Genomic DNA, 18,315 nt, shown 5'->3' with positions numbered 1-18,315 from the left:
GCGACGAAGCCATCCGCGAGGACCTGCTGCTGGGCCACACCAGCGCGCTGTTTGTAAGTTGGCACAACCGGCTGGCCGGCGCGCTGACCTACCACGACCTGTTTGGCCGGCGCAACATGGCCTACCGGCTGGAAACCATCGTGTCAGCCAGCCGCGATGGCGAACTGTTGGCGCGCATGATCCGCGAATCCGGCGGCGGGGTAATCCGCGGCAGCAGCAGCCGCGAGGGCGTGGCCGCGCTCAAGCAGGCCATGGATCGCCTGCGCCAGGGCTTCAACCTGTTCACCGTGGGCGACGGGCCGCGCGGCCCGCGCTATGAAATGAAACCCGGCCCGATCCTGCTGGCCAAGATGTCCGGCCTGCCGGTTTATCCCTTCACCTGGGCGGGGTCGCGTGTGGCCCAGTTGCACCGTGCCTGGGACCAGATGATGATCCCGCTGCCGCTGTCGCGTGTTCAGTATCGTTTCGGCCCGCCGCTGCGCGTGGCGCCCGACGCAGGCCCGCGCGAGATCGCCGCCGCGAGGCGTGAATTGGAAGCCCGCCTGAACGAACTGACGCGCTGGGCCGACGACAACACCCGTGTGGCGTGGCAGATTCCAAGGCCGCGGCCCGGCGAAGTGCTGAAGCGCCGCCCGCACCAGAAGATCAATACGCGGCGCGTGTAGCCCGCCGCTGGTATCCTGTACCCGGAGACCGCCCGATGACACACGCATTGCTGGATGCCGCGCAGGCCTGCCGCGAGTGGCTGGTCAGCACCCGCCGAGACCTGCACAAACACCCCGAACTCTCGCTGAAGGAAAAACGCACCGGCCAGGTCACCGCCGACGCGATGGAAAAGCTCGGCCTGAAGGTGCGCCGCAATTTCTGGGGCGAAGGTTTTGTCGCCGACCTGGACGTGCCGGGCGGCAAGGACCGCATCGCCCTGCGCGCCGACATGGACGCCCTGCCCATGCAGGAGCACAACACCTTCGCGCACGCCAGCCAGCACGCCGGCAAGATGCACGCCTGCGGCCACGACGGCCACGTGGCCATGCTGCTGGCGGCGGCGCAGCATTTTGCGAAGCACCGCAACTTCGACGGCACGGTCTACCTGATCTTCCAGCCAGCCGAAGAGGGTGGCGGCGGCGCGCGCGAGATGATCAAGGACGGGCTGTTCGAGCAGTTCCCGGTGGAGGCCGTGTTCGGCATGCACAACTGGCCCGGCCTGCCCGTGGGCACGTTCGCCGCCAGCGCCGGCCCGGTCATGGCGTCGAGCAACGAGTTCCACATCGTCATCCGGGGCAAGGGCTCGCACGCCGCGCTTCCTCACAACGGCATCGACCCGGTGCCCGTGGCCTGCCAGATGGTGCAGGCCTTCCAGACCATCATCACGCGCAACAAGAAGCCGGTGGACGCTGGCGTCATCTCCGTCACCATGATCCACACCGGCGAGGCCACCAACGTGGTGCCCGACAGCTGCGAGATCCAGGGCACGGTGCGCACCTTCACCTACGAGGTGCTCGACCTGATCGAGCGCCGCATGCAGGAGATCGCCGAGCACACCTGCGCGGCCTTCGGCGCCACGGTGGAGTTCAAGTTCCATCGCAATTACCCGCCCACCATCAACCACCCGGCCGAGACCGCGTTCGCGCGCGAGGTGATGGCCGAGATCGTCGGCGCGGACCGCGTGCTGGAGCAGGAACCCACCATGGGCGCGGAGGACTTCGCCTACATGCTGCAGGCAAGGCCGGGGTGCTATGCCTTCATCGCCAACGGCGATGGCGCGCACCGCGAGATGGGCCACGGCGGCGGCCCCTGCATGCTGCACAACCCCAGCTACGACTTCAACGACGATCTGATTCCGCTGGGGGCGACCTTCTGGGTGCGACTGGCCGAGAAGTGGCTGGGCCAGCCGCGCACCGGGGGTGCCGCTTGATCGCGCCCCAGGACGCTTTTTCTCCTTCTTACGCCCGCGCCCGGGTGCGCTTTCTCGAAGGCGCGGCCGCGGCTGGCATGGCCATCACCAGCCACAACCACCCGCTGCCCGGCCGCGACGGCGAGACGCTGGCGATGGACGTGGCGCTCGACGGCTCGCCCGATGCTCAGCGCCTGCTGATCGTCAGCAGCGCCTGCCATGGTGTGGAGGGCTATTGCGGCTCGGGCGTGCAGGTGTTCGCCGCGCACGACGCCGAGTGGCGCGAGCACGCCCGCCAAGCCGGTGTCGCGGTGCTGTACATCCATGCGCTCAACCCCCACGGCTTCTCGTGGGTGCGCCGCGTGACGAACGAGAACGTCGACCTCAACCGCAACTTCCAGGATTTCGGCCGGCCGCTGCCGCAGAACCCGGCCTATGCCGAGCTGCACGACCTGTTGCTGCCCGCCCAGTGGCCGCCGACGCCGCAGAACGAGGCCGCGATCCAGGCCTACATCGACCAGCATGGCCTCGCGCGTTACCAGGCGGCGGTGACACAGGGCCAGCACGCATTCGCCGACGGCCTGTTCTTTGGCGGCACCGCCGCCACCTGGAGCAACCAGACGCTGCGCGCGGTGCTGCGCCGGTACGGCCGCCAGGCCCGCCGTCTCGCATGGATCGACCTTCACACAGGTCTTGGGCCTTCGGGCCTGGGCGAACGCATCTTTGCGTGTGCCGACGACGCGGCCGCACTGGAGCGCGCGCGGGCCTGGTGGGGCGGCGACGGCAAGACCCCGGTGACCTCGATCTACGACGGCTCGTCCACCTCGGCCCTGCTCACCGGGCTGATGTGGTGCTCGGCCTATGAAGAGTGCCCGCAGGCCGAGTACACCGGCATCGCCATGGAGTACGGCACCGTGCCCGTGACCGAGGTGATCGACGCGCTGCGCGGCGATCACTGGCAGCACTTGCATCCGGAAGCCCCGGCCGAGCTGCGCGCCGCGATCAAGGCGCGCACCTTGACCGCGTTCTACGTGGACACCGACGAGTGGAAGGCGCAGATCGTGGCGCAGGCGCGGCAGGCCCTGTTCCAAGCGGTCGACGGGCTCTCGGCCGCCTGATCAGCTCTCCAGCGCCACCCGCGCCGAGGCCGCATACAGACGCTCCATCGCGTCCTGCGGCTTGATCGATGCCGCACGGTCGAGCAGGCGGTTGGCCTCGGGCAGCGCGTCCACGCCCTCCAGCATGACCAGGCCGTTGGCGTATTCGCTCAGCGTGACGACCGAGTCCGGGTTGAGTTCCATGGCCTTTTCGTAGAGCGCCAGCCCGGTGGCCTTGCTCGCGCCGTAGGTCATGCCACCGACCATGCTGCCCACCTTGTCGATCACCTCGGCGTGGAACGACGCGAGCGCCAGGTGGGCGTCGGCGTGTTGCGGGCAGCGCGCGATGGCGGTCTCCAGCGCATGGCGGATGCGCACACCCAGACCTTGCGTGAGCGCCTTGGCCACGCTGATGCCCTGGCTGTAGCGGCCCAGTGCGTAGGCCTGCCAGTACCAGGCGCCGGTGTGTTCGGGTTGCCGGTGCTGCAGGGCCTCAGCCCGGGCGGCGGCTTCGAGCAGCAGGTCCTGGCGGACCTGCTCTCGCGCCTCCAGGTAGTTGGCGTAGATGCAGGTGGCTTTGTTGGCCACGTTCATGCCCGCATCGCCCAATGCCAGGCCGGCTTCGGCGGCGCGCTGGAACTCGCCGTTGTGAAACAGCACCCAGGCCTGCACCACAGCAGACTCATCCGGCCAGGGCTCCGCGTCGCCGCGGTGCAGCCGGTGCCAGAGCGCCTTGAGGCGATCGGCGTCGAGCGGGCTGTGGCCTTCGGAGGGAAAGGGTTTCCAATCGGCCATGGTGGATTCTCCGGGGAGGTGTTCAGGACTGGGAACCGTAGGCGCCGGTGAGCGTCATGAGGTGTTGCCGCTGCGTGGCTTCCAGGTAGGGCGCCAGCAGGTTGAGCACATGGTGTGCGCCACGCAGCAGGGCCTGCTGCGCGTTGTCGGGCTCCAGGGCGTGGCGCGGGTCGCGCACGTACTCGAAGCTCAGCCAGTAGGTGAGCACCACCACCATGCTGGTGGCAGTGGGCTCGATCTCGCGCGCGTCGATGCTCACCGCGCCGTGCCGGCTCATGCCGTCGAGCAGGTGGCGGATCGCGCGCGACTTGTTCTTCAGCACCGTCTGGAAGCGGGTTTCCAGCAGCCGGTTCTTTGACAGCAGGTCGTTGAGGTCGCGGTAGAGAAAGCGGTACTCCCAGATGATCTCGAACAGCGAGTGCAGGAAGAACCAGGCGTCCTCCACGTTGCGCACGCCTTCGCTGGCGCTGAGCAGCTCGCCAAGCGAGCGCTCGTAGCGCTCGAACAGCGAGTTGATCAGTTCGTCCTTGGCCGGGTAGTGGTAATACAGGTTGCCGGGGCTGATGCCGAGCTCGGCCGAGATCAGCGTCGTGGAAACGTTGGGCTCGCCGAAACGGTTGAACAGCTCGAGCGTGACCTCCAGGATGCGCTCGGCAGTGCGTCGCGGGGCTTTCTTGGCCATGGCGCGGCGCTTTCAGCGGCTGTGAGCAGGCGCGGCGGGAGCTTTGAGGTGCCGCTGCAGGTCATCCAGCGTGGCATGCAGCCGCGTGGCCAGGGTGTTGCGCCCCGCGCCCGTGCGCGGGCTCGCCCCCAGCAGTCGCCGCCGCGGGTCGCGCAGCGCGGCCAGGTCCAGCGTGACGCCGTGGCGCGCCAACTGCGGCGCGAGCTCGGTCTGGCGGTCCAGCAGCATGCGGCGGGTCTGCTGGTAGGCGTGCTCCGCGATCTCGCGGCGCTGCCGGTAGCTGAAGGTGTTCGCGAAGAACAGCGTGGCGTCGCGTTGGTCGGGTTCGATCAACACGATGTCGGTGTCGGGGTAGGCGCGCTCGTAGTGCTTGAGGCCCAGCGCCAGCCGCGAATGGATCATCGAGCGGAAGGTCTGGCTCATCACCGCGGGGAGGCCGCCCTCGACCAGCGAGGGAATGCGCCGGCCGTCGTGCAGGCTGGGGTTGGTGTGGAACGGCACCAGCGGGTTCAGGCACAGCAGCAGGTCGGTCCCTTCGTCGAGGGCCACCGTGGCGTGCAGCGTCTTCTTCAGTGCGCCGTCCACGTAGTGCTGGCCGCCGATCTCCACCGGGGGGAACAGGCCGGGCAGGGCCGCGCTGGCCTGGATGGCGCGCGAGATCGGCACATGGTCCCACCCGGGGCGGCCGAAGGGGGCCGCATCGCCGGTGTCGAGCTGCGTGGCCACCAAGGTCAGGCGCGCGCGCAGTTCGCGAAAGTCGTTGCTGCGCCCGGGCTGGCTGAACAGGCGCTCGATCTGATGGTGGATGCCTTCGTTGTCCAGCACGCCCGTGGGCAGCGCGGCACCCACCCGCTCCAGCGCGTGGGTGAAGGGCTTGCGATGCACACCCCAGGCCCACAGGGCACTGCCGACCAGGCGTGGCAGTCGCTGCAGCCGCTCACCGAACTCGCCCCAGGCTGGCCTGAGCAGCCAGGACGGGTCGAAGTTGTCGTCGCCAGGGCGGTCTTCGATGAAGGCCTCGCACAGCTGGCGCGGACGCAGGCCGTTGGCCAGGCCGGCCGCGATGAAGCCACCGGCGGACACGCCGACATAGTGTTCGCAGTCGTTGAGGTCCAGCCCCTGCAGCGTGTCGTCCAGCGCGCAGAGCGCGCCGATTTCGTAGATCGCCCCGAGTGGGCCGCCGCCGGCCAGCGCCAGGGCGATGCGGGGACGGCTCGACTTCCTCTGGGCCGTGGGAGGGGAGGCTTTGCGGGACGTCGTCATGCGTTTGAGTGTAGACCGCGCAGCGCGGCGAAACTGCTGCATTGCAGCATGCGCCGCGCACGCGAAAAGGGGGCGTCATGCGCCCCCTCGTCCCTGCTGCCGCGACCGGCGCGCATCGGCTCAGGCCGCCTTGCGCGGGGCCTTGCGTGCGGCCGCTTTCTTGGCGGGCGCGGCCTTCTTCGCTGGTGCGGCCTTGCGCGCGGCGGTCTTGGCGGGGGTCTTGGTGCCAAGGCCTTGCACGTGGCGGTTGAGCGCATCGATGCGTTCGATCAGGGCTTCCACGTCGCGCGCCGAAGGCACGCCCAGCTTGTTCAGGGCCTTGGCCACGCGCTCCTCGAAGATGTTCTCCAGCTTGTCCCACTGGCCGGTGGCCTTGGACGAGATGTCGGCGGCCATGCTGCTCACGCGGCTGGTCGCTTCGGAGAGGCGCTCCTCGGCCACGGCCTGCGTCTTGCGCTGGATGGACAGGCCCTCCTTCACCAACGACTCGAAGGCCTTGCCACCTTCTTCCTGCGCCTTGGAGAACGCGCCCAGGCCGGCCAGCCAGATCTGCTGCGCGGAGTCCTTGATCGCGCCCGACAGCGGAGAGTTGAAGCCCGCGGCGGTGGGCTTGGCGGCGCTGCCGGCTTTCTGGATTTTCTTGACCATGGGGATGCTCCTGGAGGGGTTGGGAAGAAGGGAGGGCGAATGGTCCGCCGCAACGATGGGCCACTGTACGGCCCGTGCGCCGGGCGTGTGTAGGGGCGCAAGACTAAACCCCACACGGGTTTTTGCGGAAGGCGCGCGTCCTTGACCTGGTCAAGAATGGCGGACACGCTGCGCCCCACTTCCTTCGATCCAACCGCTTCAGGAGACCTTCATGCATTACTTCGTCACCGGTGCCACCGGCTTCATTGGCAAACGCCTGGTGGCCAAGCTGCTGCAACGCAAGGGCGCGGTGGTGCATTTCCTGATCCGTCAGGAGAGCGAAGGCAAGGTGGCGGGGCTGCGCGAGTACTGGGGTGTGAGCGCTTCGCGCGCGGTGCCGGTGTTCGGCGATCTCACCGCCAGGAAGCTGGGCGTCTCGGCCGACGACGTGAAGGCGCTCAAAGGCCAGATCGACCACTTCTTCCACCTCGCCGCCGTGTACGACCTGGAGGCGGACGAGGAAAGCCAGATCGCGGTCAACGTGGACGGCACGCGCAACACGGTCGAGTTCGCCAAGGCGATCGGCGCAGGGCACTTCCACCACGTCTCGTCGATCGCCGCCGCCGGCCTGTACGAGGGCGTGTTCCGCGAGGACATGTTCGAAGAGGCCGAGAACTACGACCACCCCTACTTCATGACCAAGCACGAGAGCGAGAAGATCGTTCGCAAGGAATGCAAGGTGCCCTGGAGCGTGTACCGGCCGGCCGCCGTGGTGGGTGACTCGCGCACGGGCGAGATGGACAAGATCGACGGGCCCTACTACTTCTTCAAGCTGATCCAGCGCATGCGCCAGATCCTGCCGCCCTGGATGCCCAGCGTCGGCCTGGAAGGCGGTCGCATCAACATCGTGCCGGTCGACTTCGTGGTCGATTCGCTTGACCACATCGCCCACCAGAAGCGCGCCAGCGGCGCCTGCTTCCACCTGGTCGACCCCATGGGCTACCGCGTGGGCGACGTGCTCGACATCCTGAGCAAAGCCGCGCACGCGCCCAAGATGAACCTGTTCGTCAATGCCGCGCTGATGGGCTTCATTCCCAAGAGCGTGAAGAAGGGTCTGATGGCGCTGGCGCCGGTGCGCCGCGTCTACAAGGCGATCATGCAGGACCTCGGACTGCCCGAGGACATGATGACTTTCGTCAACTACCCCACGCGTTTCGACTGCCGTGACACGCTGGCCGCGCTCAAGGGCAGCGGCATCGAGTGCCCCAACCTCAAGGACTACGCCTGGCGCCTGTGGGACTACTGGGAGCGCCACCTCGACCCCGACCTGCACATCGACCGCAGCCTCAGGGGCACGGTCGCGGGCAAGGTGGTGCTGGTCACCGGCGGCAGCTCGGGCATCGGGCTGGCGGCGGCGCACAAGTTCGCCGAGGCCGGTGCCATCACCATCATCTGCGGACGCGACCAGGACAAGCTCGACGAGGCCTGCAAGGAGGCCCGCGACAAGGGCTACCAGTTCGTGGCCTACCCGGCCGACATCGCCGACATGGCCGACTGCGACCGCTTCGTGCAACTGCTGATCCAGAACCACGGCGGCGTGGACTTCCTGATCAACAACGCCGGCCGCTCGATCCGCCGCGCCATCGAAGGCAGCTACGACCGCTTCCACGATTTCGAGCGCACGATGCAGCTGAACTACTTCGGCTGCCTGCGCGTGACCATGGGCCTGCTGCCCGGCATGGTGGCCAAGCGCAAGGGCCATGTGGTCAACATCAGTTCCATCGGGGTGCTCACCAACGCGCCGCGCTTCTCGGCCTACGTGGCGAGCAAGGCCGCACTGGACGCCTGGACGCGCTGCGCCTCCAGCGAGTTCGCCGACCAGGGCATCACCTTCACCACCATCAACATGCCGCTGGTGCGCACGCCCATGATCGCGCCGACCAAGATCTACCAGAACGTGCCCACGCTCGCACCCGAGGAAGCGGCCGACATGATCGCGCAGGCCTGCATCTTCAAGCCGGTGCGCATCGCCACGCGCCTGGGCGTCACCGGCCAGGTGATGCACGCGCTGGTGCCGCGCGTGGCGCAGATCGTCATGAACACCAGCTTCCGCATGTTCCCGGACTCATCGGCGGCCAAGGGCGAGAAGGGGGCGAAGTCGCAGCTCTCGCCCGAGGCGGTGGCCATGCAGCAGATGATGCGGGGAATTCATTTCTAACCCCCGTCGCGCTGCGCGCGACCCCCTTTCCGGGGGCAACGCCTGCGGCCCGGCAAAGCCGGTTGCGCGGCATTTCTGGATGAGGGACGGGCACGCGGGACGAGTCACGCTGCGGCTCTAGAATTTGGGTTTGCCCGTCTTTGCAGGACCCTTCATGACCGAGCCCACCGACATCACCTCCATTGCGCCGCGCGACAAGGCCGAGATCCTGGCGCAGGCGCTGCCGTACATCCGCAAGTACCACGGCAAGACCATGGTCATCAAGTACGGCGGCAATGCCATGACCGACCCGGCCCTGCAGCAGGACTTCGCCGAGGACGTGGTGCTGCTCAAACTGGTCGGCATCAACCCGGTGGTGGTGCACGGTGGCGGCCCGCAGATCGAGACGCTGCTCAAGCGCCTGGGCAAGCAGGGCCAGTTCATCCAGGGCATGCGCGTGACCGACCCCGAGACCATGGAAGTGGTGGAGTGGGTGCTGGCCGGCGAGGTTCAGCAGGACATCGTGGGCCTGATCAACCAGGCCGGTGGCAAGGCCGTGGGCCTGACCGGGCGCGACGGCGCCATGATCCGCGCGCAGAAACTGCGCATGACCGACCAGAAGGACCCCAAGCTGGAACACGACGTCGGCCAGGTCGGTGACATCGTCAGCATCGACCCCTCGGTGGTCAAGGCCCTGCAGGACGACCAGTTCATCCCCGTGGTCAGCCCGATCGGATTTGGCGAGCAGAACGAAAGCTACAACATCAACGCCGACGTGGTCGCAGCCAAGCTGGCCACCGTGTTGCAGGCCGAGAAGCTGCTGATGCTCACCAACATCCGCGGCGTGCTCGACAAGGACATGCGCCTGCTCACCGAACTCACCCCGCGCCAGATCGACGACCTGGTGGCGGACGGCACCATCTCCGGCGGCATGATCCCCAAGATCGCCGGCGCGCTGGACGCGGCCAAGAGCGGCGTGAACGCGGTGCACATCATCGACGGCCGCGTGCCTCACGCCCTGCTGCTGGAGGTCCTCGGCAACGAGCCCTTCGGCACCATGATCCGCTCGCACTGAGGGCCGCCGCCGCATGGCCGAGGCGGTCACTCACTGTCTCGCAACCTCGCGGTGGCCGTGAGTGAGAAGGCACCTCGCTGTGCGAGAATCCCCGAAAACCCTACGGATCGCTCGCCCATGACATCCACCGCCCCCGAGTCCCCCACCCCGGAAGACAAAGCCGCGCGCGAAGCCGCCGAGGCCATCGAGGCGGCGGCGCATGCCGATGGCGGCGGTGGGCGCAAGCGCCCCAAGCCGGGTGAGCGCCGCGTGCAGATCCTCGAAGCCCTGGCGACGATGCTGCAGCAGCCGGGAGCCGAGCGCATCACCACCGCCGCCCTGGCGGCCAGGCTGGAAGTCAGCGAGGCCGCGCTGTACCGCCATTTCGCCAGCAAGGCGCAGATGTTCGAGGGCCTGATCGAGTTCATCGAGCAATCGGTGTTCGGCCTCATCAACCAGCTCGGCGAGCGCGAAGCCGACGCCAACGTGCGCTCGCGCAAGCTGGTCACCCTGCTGTTGCAGTTCGGCGAGAAGAACCCTGGCATGACGCGCGTCATGGTCGGTGACGCGCTGGTGTACGAGAACGAGCGCCTGCAGCAGCGCATGAACCTCTTCTTCGACAAGATCGAGGCCGCGCTGCGCCAGAACCTGCGCGAGACCTCGCTGGTGGCGGGTGCCGCCACGCCCACGGTCGATGCCCAGGCCGATGCCTCGGCCATCACGGCCTTCTGCGTCGGGCGGCTGCAACGCTTCGCGCGCAGCGGCTTCAAGCGCTCGCCCAGCGAAAGCCTGGAGCACAGCCTCGCGCTGCTGCTGCCCATCGTCCGCCACTGAAACGGCATTTAGGGCGCAGCCCCTAAACAAAGGTCACACAAAACACCGGTGGTTTGCACCAGAGGCCGGTTTTGCGGTAAAAATAGAACGACCGTTCGTATTTATCCGGACGGTCGTTTTTTTTCGAGCCCTCATCCAACCAGGACCGACCCCATGAGCGTCACACCCACTGCCCGCCGCGCGCGCGCCGACGCACCGGCCCACAAGCCCTTGCAGAAGGGCCAGCAGACCAAGGCCGCCATCGTCGATGCCGCGCTGGGCCTGGCCACGCAGATCGGCCTGGAAGGCTTGTCCATCGGCGCGCTGGCCGAGGTCATGCAGATGAGCAAGTCCGGCGTGTTCGCCCACTTCGGCTCGCGCGAGGAGCTGCAGATCTCGGTGGTGCGGGAGTACCACACGCGCTTCGAGGACGAGGTGTTCTACCCGGCCATGGTGGCGCCGCGTGGCCTGCCGCGCCTGCGCAAGCTGTTCGACAACTGGATGAAGCGCACCTCCGTCGAGATCGATTCGGGTTGCATCTACATCAGTGGCGCGGTCGAATTCGACGACCGCCCCGGCCCGGTGCGCGACGCGCTGGCCAGTTCGGTCAATACCTGGCTCACCGCCATGCGCCGCGCCGTCGAGATCGCGATCGAGGAAGGCCACCTCGCGGCCGACACCGACGCGTCACAGATGGCGTTTGAAATCCACGCACAGATCCTCGCGCTGCACTACGAAGCCCGTTTCCTGCGCAGCCCCGACTCGGTGCGCCGCGCGCTGCAGGCGTTCGAGGGCATCGTGGAGCGCTACAGCCACGCCCCCGGCGACGCCCCCGTGCGCGCCCACCGGTCCCCGGTTCCTGCGCGCAAGCCGCAGGGCTGATCCTTTTCGCCTTTTCACAAACCCAGCACAGGAGTTCCCCATGCCCGTTTACAACCCGCCCCTGCGAGACATGCAGTTTGTGATGCACGAAGTGCTCAAGGTCACCGACGACTTCAAGGCCATGCCCCAGCATGCCGAGGTGGACGCGGACACCATCAACGCCGTGCTCGAGGAAGCCGGCAAGTTCGCCACGCAGGTGATCTTCCCGCTCAACATCAGCGGCGACACCGAAGGCTGCACGCTGGACAAGACCACGCACGAAGTCAAGACGCCGACCGGCTTCAAGGACGCCTACAAGACCTACGTCGAAGGCGGCTGGGCCGCGCTGTCGTGCGATCCCGCGTTCGGCGGCCAGGGCCTGCCGCTGGTGGTCAACCAGTGCTTCTACGAAATGATGAACTCGGCCAACCAGGCCTGGACCATGTACCCCGGCCTCACGCATGGCGCCTACGCCGCACTGCACACCTACGGCACCGACGAGCAGAAGAAGACCTACCTGCCCAAGATGACCAGCGGCGAGTGGACCGGCACCATGTGCCTGACCGAACCGCACTGCGGCACCGACCTGGGCCTGATGCGCACCAAGGCCGAACCCCAGGCCGACGGCACCTACAAGCTCACCGGCAACAAGATCTTCATCAGCGCCGGTGAACACGACATGGCCGACAACATCATCCACCTGGTGCTGGCCCGCCTGCCCGACGCCCCTCCGGGCATCAAGGGTGTGAGCCTGTTCATCGTGCCCAAGTACCACGTGAAGGCCGATGGCTCGCTGGGCGAGCGCAACGGCATCTACTGCGGCGGCCTGGAGCACAAGATGGGCATCCACGGCAACGCCACCGCGCAGATCGTCATCGACGGCGCCATCGGCACCCTGGTGGGCCAACCCAACAAGGGCATGCAGGCCATGTTCGTGATGATGAACGCGGCCCGCCTGGGCGTGGGCAACCAGTCGCTGGGCCTGACCGAGGTGGCCTACCAGAACGCGCTGGCCTACGCCAAGGACCGCATCCAGATGCGCTCGCTGACCGGGCCCAAGGCCAAGGACAAGCCGGCCGACCCCATCATCGTGCACCCCGATGTGCGCCGCATGCTGCTCACCGCCAAGGCCTACGCCGAAGGCGGCCGCGCGCTGGCCATGTTCTGCTCGGTGCTGCTGGAGAAGGCGCACAACCACCCCGACGAGAAGGTGCGCAAGGACAGCGACGAAATGCTGTCGCTGCTCACCCCCATCACCAAAGCCTTCCTGACCGACAACGGCTACAACGCCGCCACGCAGTGCCAGCAAGTCTTCGGTGGCCATGGCTACATCAAGGAATGGGGCATGGAGCAGTATGTGCGCGACGCGCGCATCAACATGATCTACGAAGGCACCAACACCATCCAGAGCCTGGACCTGCTGGGCCGCAAGGTGCTGGGCAACAACGGTGCCACGCTCAAGAAGTTCGGCAAGCTCGTCGGCGCGCTGGTGATGGAAGAGGGCGTCAACGAGAAGATGGCCGAGTTCATCAACCCGCTGGCCGTGCTGGGTGAGCAGATCACCAAGTTCACCACCGAGATCGGCTTCAAGGGCCTGCAGAACGCCGACGAAGTGGGCGCTGCCGCCGTGGACTACCTGCGCGTGGCCGGCCACCTGGTGTTCGGCTACTTCTGGGCCCGCATGGCGCAGGTCGCGCTGCGCGAGATCGCGGCCGGCAACACCGACCCGTTCTACACCGCCAAGCTGCAGACCGCGCGCTTCTACTTCGCCAAGCTCTTCCCCGAGACCGCGACGCTGATGCGCACCGCCCGCGCCGGCTCGAAGGTTCTCATGGACACCGACGCGGCGCTGGCGTAAACACGCGTTGCCTTTCCCACCATCACCAGGAGACTTTCATGATCAAGACCACGTTGGCCGTTTCGCTTCTCTTTGTCGCCGGCCACGCGCTCGCGCAGATGTCGCCCGTGGGGCTCTGGAAGACGATCGACGACGACTCGAAGAAAGAGAAGTCCCTGGTGCGCATCAAGGAAAGCAACGGTGTCTACAGCGGCACCATCGAGAAGCTGCTGGACCCCAGCAGCAAGCAGGACGCGGTGTGCGACAAGTGCACCGACGAGCGCAAGGACAAGCCCATCCTGGGCATGACCATCCTGCGCAACCTCAAGCAGAGCGCCGACGACAAAGCCGTCTATGAGGGCGGCGACATCGTCGATCCGAACAACGGCAAGGTCTACCGCACGCGCCTCAGGCCCGTCGAAGACGGCAAGAAGCTGGAAATGCGTGGCTACATCGGCCCGTTCTACCGCACCCAAGTGTGGATCCGCGTCGAGTGAAGAATGCACCCCCGCCGCGCTTTGCGCGACCCCCTCAAGGGAGCGCCACCTGCGGCCCGGCAAAGCCGGTTCCGCGGCGTCCCTTGATCACCACCCCTCACGCGTTGCAAGGCGCGTAAAGGAAACCAACCCATGAACCGATTTCAAGTGAAGAAAGTCGCCGTGCTCGGCGCAGGCGTGATGGGCGCGCAGATCGCTGCGCACCTGGTCAACGTCAAGGTGCCGGTGGTGCTCTTTGACCTGCCCGCCAAGGAAGGCCCGAAGAACGGCATCGTCACCCGGGCGGTGGAAGGCCTGAAGAAGCTCAAGCCGTCGCCGCTGGGCGTGGCGGCCGACGCCGACTTGATCGGCCAGGCCAACTACGAAGAGCACATGGAGCAGCTGCGCGACTGCGACCTCATCATCGAGGCCATCGCCGAGCGCATGGACTGGAAGCTCGACCTCTACACCAAGATCGCGCCCTTCATCGCCGAGCACGCCATCGTCGCCTCCAACACCTCGGGCCTGTCGATCACCCAGCTCAGCGAGGCCCTGCCCGAGGCGATCAAGCCGCGCTTCTGCGGCATCCACTTCTTCAACCCGCCGCGCTACATGACGCTGGTGGAGCTGATCGCCACGCCCACCACCGAGTCGCAGATCCTCAACGACCTGGAGACCTTCGTCACCAGCGGCTTGGGCAAGGGCGTGGTGCGCGCCAAGGACACGCCCAACTTCGTGGCCAACCGCATCGGCATCGCCGGCATGCTGGCCACCATGAAAGAGGTGGAGAACTTCGGCCTGACCTACGACGTGGTCGACGACCTCACCGGCAAGCGCCTGGGCCGCGCCAGCAGCGGCACCTTCCGCACCGCCGACGTGGTGGGCCTGGACACCATGGCCCATGTGATCAAGACCCTGCAGGACAACCTGAGCCTGGAGACCGACCCGTTCTACGGCAGCTTCGGCACGCCACCCGTGCTCAAGGCCCTGATCGAGGCCGGCAACCTGGGCCAGAAGGCCAAGGCCGGCTTCTACAAGAAGGTGGGCCGCGACATCCTGCGCTTTGACCTGGAGAGCGGCGAGTACGTGCCCGGTGGCGAGAAGGCCGACGAGGTCTACGGCCGCATGCTCAAGCGACCGGCCGCCGAGCGCCTGAAGCTGCTGCGCCACAGCGAGGGCCCGCAAGGCCAGTTCCTCTGGGCCATCCTGCGCAACAGCTTCCACTATGCGGCTGTGCACCTGGCGACCATTGCCGAGACCGCGCGCGACGTGGACCAGGCCATGCGCTGGGGCTTTGGCATGAAACAGGGCCCGTTCGAGCTCTGGCAGGAAGCCGGCTGGCTCGAGGTGGCGAAGATGGTCCAGGAAGACATCGACGCGGGCAAGGCGCTGAGCCAGGCGCCCTTGCCCGAGTGGGTGTTCAAGGGCCCGGTGGCCGAGGCCGGTGGCGTGCACACCGCCCAGGGTTCGTGGAACCCCGCCAAGGGCGCGTTCGAGGCGCGCCGGCAACTGCCGGTCTACCAGCGCCAGCACTTCCCCGAGCTGCTGCTCGGCGAAGCCGGCCCGAAGTTCGAGACCGCCGGCAGCACGCTTGAAGAGAACGACTCGATCCGCCTCTGGACGCTGGACGAGCAGGTGCTCATCGCCAGCATCAAGACCAAGATGCACGCCATCAGCCCCGAGGTGTGCGAAGGCCTGATGGCCGCCGTGGACCTGGCCGAGAAGGAGTACCAGGGCCTGGTGATCTGGTCGGGCGACGAGCCCTTCAGCGCCGGTGCCGACCTGCAGGCCATGCTGCCGGCCTTCATGGCCGTGGGCGTGAGCGCCATCGAAGACGCCGAAGGCTTCATGCAGCAGACCATGCTGCGCCTGCGCTACGCCAACGTGCCGGTGGTCTCCGCCGTGCGGGGCCTGGCGCTGGGTGGCGGCTGCGAGATGGCCGTGTACAGCGCGCGCCGCGTCGTGCACATGGAGAGCTACATCGGCCTGGTGGAAGTCGGCGTGGGCCTGGTGCCCGGTGCGGGTGGCCTGACCTACATCGCCCGCCGCGCGGCCGAGAACGCCGAGACCTCCACGGGAAAGGACCTGCTGCCCTTCCTCACCGAAGGCTTCACCGCCGCGGCCATGGCCAAGGTGGGCACCAGCGCGCTGGAATCGCGCCAGCTCGGCTACGTGCTGCATTCCGACGTGATCGTGCCGCACAAGGACGAGCTGCTCCATGTCGCCATCAACGAGGCCAAGGGCCTGTTCAACGGGGGTTACCGCGCGCCGCACAAGCGCCTGTTCCCGGTGGCCGGCCGCGACGGCAAGGCCACCATCCTGGGCAGCCTGGTCAACATGCGCGACGGGGGCTTCATCAGCCAGCACGACTTCCACATCGCCTCGCTGATCGCGAACGTGGTCACCGGTGGCGACGTCGAACCCGGCACGCTGGTGAACGAGGACTACCTGATGACGCTGGAGCGCCAGGCCTTCTGCTCGCTGATCGTGCATCCCAAGACGCAGGAGCGCATCCTGGGCATGCTGAACACCGGCAAACCGGTGCGCAACTGAGGACACCCCCATGAAACAGATTCAAGACGCCTACATCGTCGCCGCCACCCGCACCCCCATCGGCCGTTCGCACAAGGGTTCCTTCAAGCACCTGCGCCCGGACGACATGCTCGCCCTGGCGCTGCGCTCGGCGCTCGCGCAGGCCCCGGGGCTGGACCCCCAGGCCATCGAGGACGTGATCTGCGGCTGCGCCATTCCCGAGGCCCAGCAGGGCCTGAACGTGGCGCGCATCGGCGCCATCCTGGCTGGCCTGCCCAACAGCGTGGGCGGTATCACCGTCAACCGCTTCTGCGCCTCGGGCCTGTCGGCCGTGCAGATGGCGGCCGACCGCATCCGCGTGGGCGAGGCCGACGTGATGATCGCCGCCGGCACCGAGAGCATGAGCATGGTGCCCATGATGGGCAACTCGCCCAGCCTCTCGCCCACCATCTTCCGCAACACCGACGACGTGGAGAGCTACGGCATCGCTTACGGCATGGGCCTCACGGCCGAGAAGGTGGCGCAGAAGTGGAAGGTCTCGCGCGAGGCGCAGGACGCCTTCGCCCTGCAGTCGCACCAGCGCGCCGTGCTGGCCATGAAGAATGGCGAGTTCAGCGACGAGATCACGCCAGTGGAAGTGACCGAGCGCAGCGTGGACCTGGAAAGCGCCGAAGTCAGCACGCGCACCCGCACCGTGAGCCTGGACGAAGGCGCGCGGCCCGACACCTCTCTCGAAGGCCTGGCCAAGCTGCGCACCGTGTTTGCCGCGCGCGGCTCCGTCACCGCCGGCAACAGCTCGCAGACCAGCGACGGCGCGGGCGCGCTCATTCTCGCCAGTGAAGCGGCGATCAAGCGCTTCGGCCTCACGCCGCTGGCGCGGTTCGTGAGCTACGCCTCGCGAGGCGTGCCGCCGCACCTCATGGGCATCGGCCCGATCGAGGCGATTCCGGCCGCGCTGAAGTACGCCGGCCTCACGCAGGACGCGATCGACTGGATCGAGCTCAACGAAGCCTTTGCCGCGCAGTCGCTGGCTGTCATCAACACCCTGGGCCTGGACCCGGCCAAGGTCAACCCCATGGGCGGCGCCATCGCGCTGGGCCACCCGCTGGGTGCCACCGGCGCCATCCGCTCGGCCACGGTGGTGCACGCGCTCAAGCGGCACAACAAGAAGTACGGCATGGTGACCATGTGCGTGGGCATGGGCCAGGGCGCCGCAGGCATCTTCGAAAGGGTCTGACGACCCACCGCGCGCCGCGCACCGCTGGAGCGGCGCGGCGGCGCTCCGGACGGACTGTCGCGTGGTGGACGTTGAATTGTTCGGGCCTCTTGCACACTGATCGCATGACCACACACGCTCTCGACCAGGCCGTCGCGCTGCACCCCACCGGCGCCCACCAATACCGTGGCGCCACCTCCCCCGCCTACGCCAACATGGTGGGGCCGTTCGGCGGGGTCACCGCTGCCACGGTCATGCAGTCGGTGATGCAGCACCCTGAGCGCCTGGGTGAGCCCATCTCGCTCACGGTGAACTACGCCGCCGCGCTGGCCGACGGCGAGTTCGCGATCTCCGCGCGGCCGGTGCGCACCAACCGATCCACCCAGCACTGGGTGATGGAGATCACGCAGCCCGGCGCCGACGGGGTGCCTGCCACGGTGCTCACCGGCACGGCCGTCACCGCCGTGCGGCGCGAAACCTGGGGTGTGGACGACGAGCCCATGCCCGCCGTGCCCGCGCCCGACCGCGTTGCGCGGGTCACCATCGCGCCGCAGGTGGCCTGGCCCCAGCGCTACGCCATGCGCTTCATCACCGGCACCATCCCCGAGCGTTGGGACGGGCAGGGCGACACCAGCCTGATCCAGATGTGGGTGCGCGACGAACCGCAGCGCGGGCTGGACTTCACCAGCCTGTCCGCGCTGGCCGATGTGTTCTACCCGCGCGTCTGGCTGCGCCGTGCCAGGCCCGTGCCCACGGGCACGGTGTCCATGACGGTGTACTTCCACGCCGGCTCGGCCGAGCATGCCGCCACGGGCAGCGGGTGGCTGCTGGCGCAGGCGCAGGCGCAGGCCTTCCGCAACGGGTTCTTCGACCAGACCGCGCAGCTCTGGAACGAGGCCGGCGTGCTGCTCGCCACCACGCACCAGATCGTTTATTACAAGGAGTGAACACCCCCGCCGCGCTGCGCGCGA

At 67.5% G+C, this 18,315-nt stretch carries 16 protein-coding genes; 12 read left to right on the top strand and 4 right to left on the bottom strand.

The genetic code is table 11. The features are described 5' to 3' along the window. From KIT86_RS16050 to KIT86_RS16040, 3 genes are all read left to right on the top strand, one after another. A partial coding sequence (locus tag KIT86_RS16050) for a lysophospholipid acyltransferase family protein (RefSeq protein WP_297400136.1) occupies positions 1-665 on the top strand: 665 nt, incomplete at its 5' end. Positions 666-700: 35 nt separating this feature from the next. Continuing rightward, positions 701-1,915 carry a M20 aminoacylase family protein gene (locus KIT86_RS16045; protein ID WP_297400135.1) on the top strand — a complete coding sequence of 405 codons (1,215 nt, stop codon included), beginning with the start codon at positions 701-703 and terminating at the stop codon, positions 1,913-1,915. Continuing rightward, positions 1,912-3,012, top strand: coding sequence for a M14 family metallopeptidase (locus KIT86_RS16040; protein WP_297400133.1), 1,101 nt, complete (start codon positions 1,912-1,914; stop codon positions 3,010-3,012). Before KIT86_RS16045 ends, KIT86_RS16040 begins: the two co-directional genes overlap by 4 nt. Here KIT86_RS16040 and KIT86_RS16035 read toward each other — a convergent pair whose 3' ends face one another. The 4 genes from KIT86_RS16035 to KIT86_RS16020 form a co-directional block, all read right to left on the bottom strand. Then, positions 3,013-3,786 carry a hypothetical protein gene (locus KIT86_RS16035; RefSeq protein WP_297400131.1) on the bottom strand — a complete coding sequence of 258 codons (774 nt, stop codon included), beginning with the start codon at positions 3,784-3,786 and terminating at the stop codon, positions 3,013-3,015. It abuts the gene before it with no gap. A 22-nt stretch (positions 3,787-3,808) separates the two neighbouring features. Next, on the bottom strand, positions 3,809-4,468 hold the full coding sequence (locus KIT86_RS16030) for a TetR/AcrR family transcriptional regulator (RefSeq protein WP_297400129.1): 660 nt from the start codon (positions 4,466-4,468) through the stop codon (positions 3,809-3,811). Between the two features lie 12 nt (positions 4,469-4,480). After that, a complete protein-coding gene (locus tag KIT86_RS16025; RefSeq protein ID WP_297400127.1) occupies positions 4,481-5,731 on the bottom strand; it encodes a patatin-like phospholipase family protein in 1,251 nt (416 codons plus the stop codon). Between the two features lie 120 nt (positions 5,732-5,851). Then, positions 5,852-6,379: a phasin family protein gene (locus tag KIT86_RS16020; RefSeq protein ID WP_297400126.1), complete on the bottom strand. Its 528-nt coding sequence runs from the start codon at positions 6,377-6,379 to the stop codon at positions 5,852-5,854. Between the two features lie 211 nt (positions 6,380-6,590). Between KIT86_RS16020 and KIT86_RS16015 the strand changes: the two genes are divergently transcribed. From KIT86_RS16015 to KIT86_RS15975, 9 genes are all read left to right on the top strand, one after another. Continuing rightward, positions 6,591-8,576: an SDR family oxidoreductase gene (locus KIT86_RS16015; protein WP_297400124.1), complete on the top strand. Its 1,986-nt coding sequence runs from the start codon at positions 6,591-6,593 to the stop codon at positions 8,574-8,576. A gap of 154 nt (positions 8,577-8,730) precedes the next feature. Then, positions 8,731-9,630, top strand: coding sequence for an acetylglutamate kinase (gene argB, locus KIT86_RS16010; protein ID WP_297400122.1), 900 nt, complete (start codon positions 8,731-8,733; stop codon positions 9,628-9,630). A 117-nt stretch (positions 9,631-9,747) separates the two neighbouring features. Further along, positions 9,748-10,443 (top strand): nucleoid occlusion factor SlmA, encoded by a 696-nt coding sequence (gene slmA, locus KIT86_RS16005; RefSeq protein WP_297400120.1) that lies wholly within the window; start codon positions 9,748-9,750, stop codon positions 10,441-10,443. 153 nt (positions 10,444-10,596) lie between these two features. Next, complete coding sequence (locus KIT86_RS16000; protein WP_297400118.1) at positions 10,597-11,304, top strand: TetR/AcrR family transcriptional regulator; 708 nt, start codon at positions 10,597-10,599, stop codon at positions 11,302-11,304. A gap of 40 nt (positions 11,305-11,344) precedes the next feature. Further along, positions 11,345-13,141 (top strand): acyl-CoA dehydrogenase C-terminal domain-containing protein, encoded by a 1,797-nt coding sequence (locus KIT86_RS15995; RefSeq protein ID WP_297400116.1) that lies wholly within the window; start codon positions 11,345-11,347, stop codon positions 13,139-13,141. Positions 13,142-13,179: 38 nt separating this feature from the next. Then, complete coding sequence (locus tag KIT86_RS15990) at positions 13,180-13,617, top strand: DUF2147 domain-containing protein (protein ID WP_297400115.1); 438 nt, start codon at positions 13,180-13,182, stop codon at positions 13,615-13,617. 132 nt (positions 13,618-13,749) lie between these two features. Further along, positions 13,750-16,149, top strand: a complete 2,400-nt coding sequence (locus KIT86_RS15985; protein WP_297400114.1) for a 3-hydroxyacyl-CoA dehydrogenase/enoyl-CoA hydratase family protein — start codon at positions 13,750-13,752, stop codon at positions 16,147-16,149. A gap of 10 nt (positions 16,150-16,159) precedes the next feature. After that, complete coding sequence (locus KIT86_RS15980; protein WP_297400112.1) at positions 16,160-17,365, top strand: acetyl-CoA C-acyltransferase; 1,206 nt, start codon at positions 16,160-16,162, stop codon at positions 17,363-17,365. A gap of 104 nt (positions 17,366-17,469) precedes the next feature. After that, positions 17,470-18,291: a thioesterase family protein gene (locus tag KIT86_RS15975; RefSeq protein ID WP_297400110.1), complete on the top strand. Its 822-nt coding sequence runs from the start codon at positions 17,470-17,472 to the stop codon at positions 18,289-18,291. Positions 18,292-18,315: the final 24 nt, after the last annotated feature.

Origin of the sequence: Hydrogenophaga sp. (assembly GCF_026125825.1) — a bacterium.
Classification (GTDB): Bacteria; Pseudomonadota; Gammaproteobacteria; order Burkholderiales; family Burkholderiaceae_C; genus Hydrogenophaga.
The sequence above is the reverse complement of the archived record's forward strand: the minus strand, read 5'-3'. Positions and strand labels throughout refer to the sequence as shown.

Bases quoted from the DNA above. Each gene is read 5' to 3' on its own strand.
- KIT86_RS16015 (WP_297400124.1), top strand. From the start codon at position 6,591: ATGCATTACTTCGTCACCGGTGCCACCGGCTTCATTGGCAAACGCCTG.
- KIT86_RS15995 (WP_297400116.1), top strand. From the start codon at position 11,345: ATGCCCGTTTACAACCCGCCCCTGCGAGACATGCAGTTTGTGATGCAC.
- argB (WP_297400122.1), top strand. From the start codon at position 8,731: ATGACCGAGCCCACCGACATCACCTCCATTGCGCCGCGCGACAAGGCC.
- KIT86_RS15985 (WP_297400114.1), top strand. From the start codon at position 13,750: ATGAACCGATTTCAAGTGAAGAAAGTCGCCGTGCTCGGCGCAGGCGTG.
- KIT86_RS16000 (WP_297400118.1), top strand. From the start codon at position 10,597: ATGAGCGTCACACCCACTGCCCGCCGCGCGCGCGCCGACGCACCGGCC.
- KIT86_RS16030 (WP_297400129.1), bottom strand. From the start codon at position 4,468: ATGGCCAAGAAAGCCCCGCGACGCACTGCCGAGCGCATCCTGGAGGTC.
- slmA (WP_297400120.1), top strand. From the start codon at position 9,748: ATGACATCCACCGCCCCCGAGTCCCCCACCCCGGAAGACAAAGCCGCG.
- KIT86_RS16035 (WP_297400131.1), bottom strand. From the start codon at position 3,786: ATGGCCGATTGGAAACCCTTTCCCTCCGAAGGCCACAGCCCGCTCGAC.
- KIT86_RS16045 (WP_297400135.1), top strand. From the start codon at position 701: ATGACACACGCATTGCTGGATGCCGCGCAGGCCTGCCGCGAGTGGCTG.
- KIT86_RS15975 (WP_297400110.1), top strand. From the start codon at position 17,470: ATGACCACACACGCTCTCGACCAGGCCGTCGCGCTGCACCCCACCGGC.
- KIT86_RS16025 (WP_297400127.1), bottom strand. From the start codon at position 5,731: ATGACGACGTCCCGCAAAGCCTCCCCTCCCACGGCCCAGAGGAAGTCG.
- KIT86_RS15980 (WP_297400112.1), top strand. From the start codon at position 16,160: ATGAAACAGATTCAAGACGCCTACATCGTCGCCGCCACCCGCACCCCC.
- KIT86_RS16020 (WP_297400126.1), bottom strand. From the start codon at position 6,379: ATGGTCAAGAAAATCCAGAAAGCCGGCAGCGCCGCCAAGCCCACCGCC.
- KIT86_RS15990 (WP_297400115.1), top strand. From the start codon at position 13,180: ATGATCAAGACCACGTTGGCCGTTTCGCTTCTCTTTGTCGCCGGCCAC.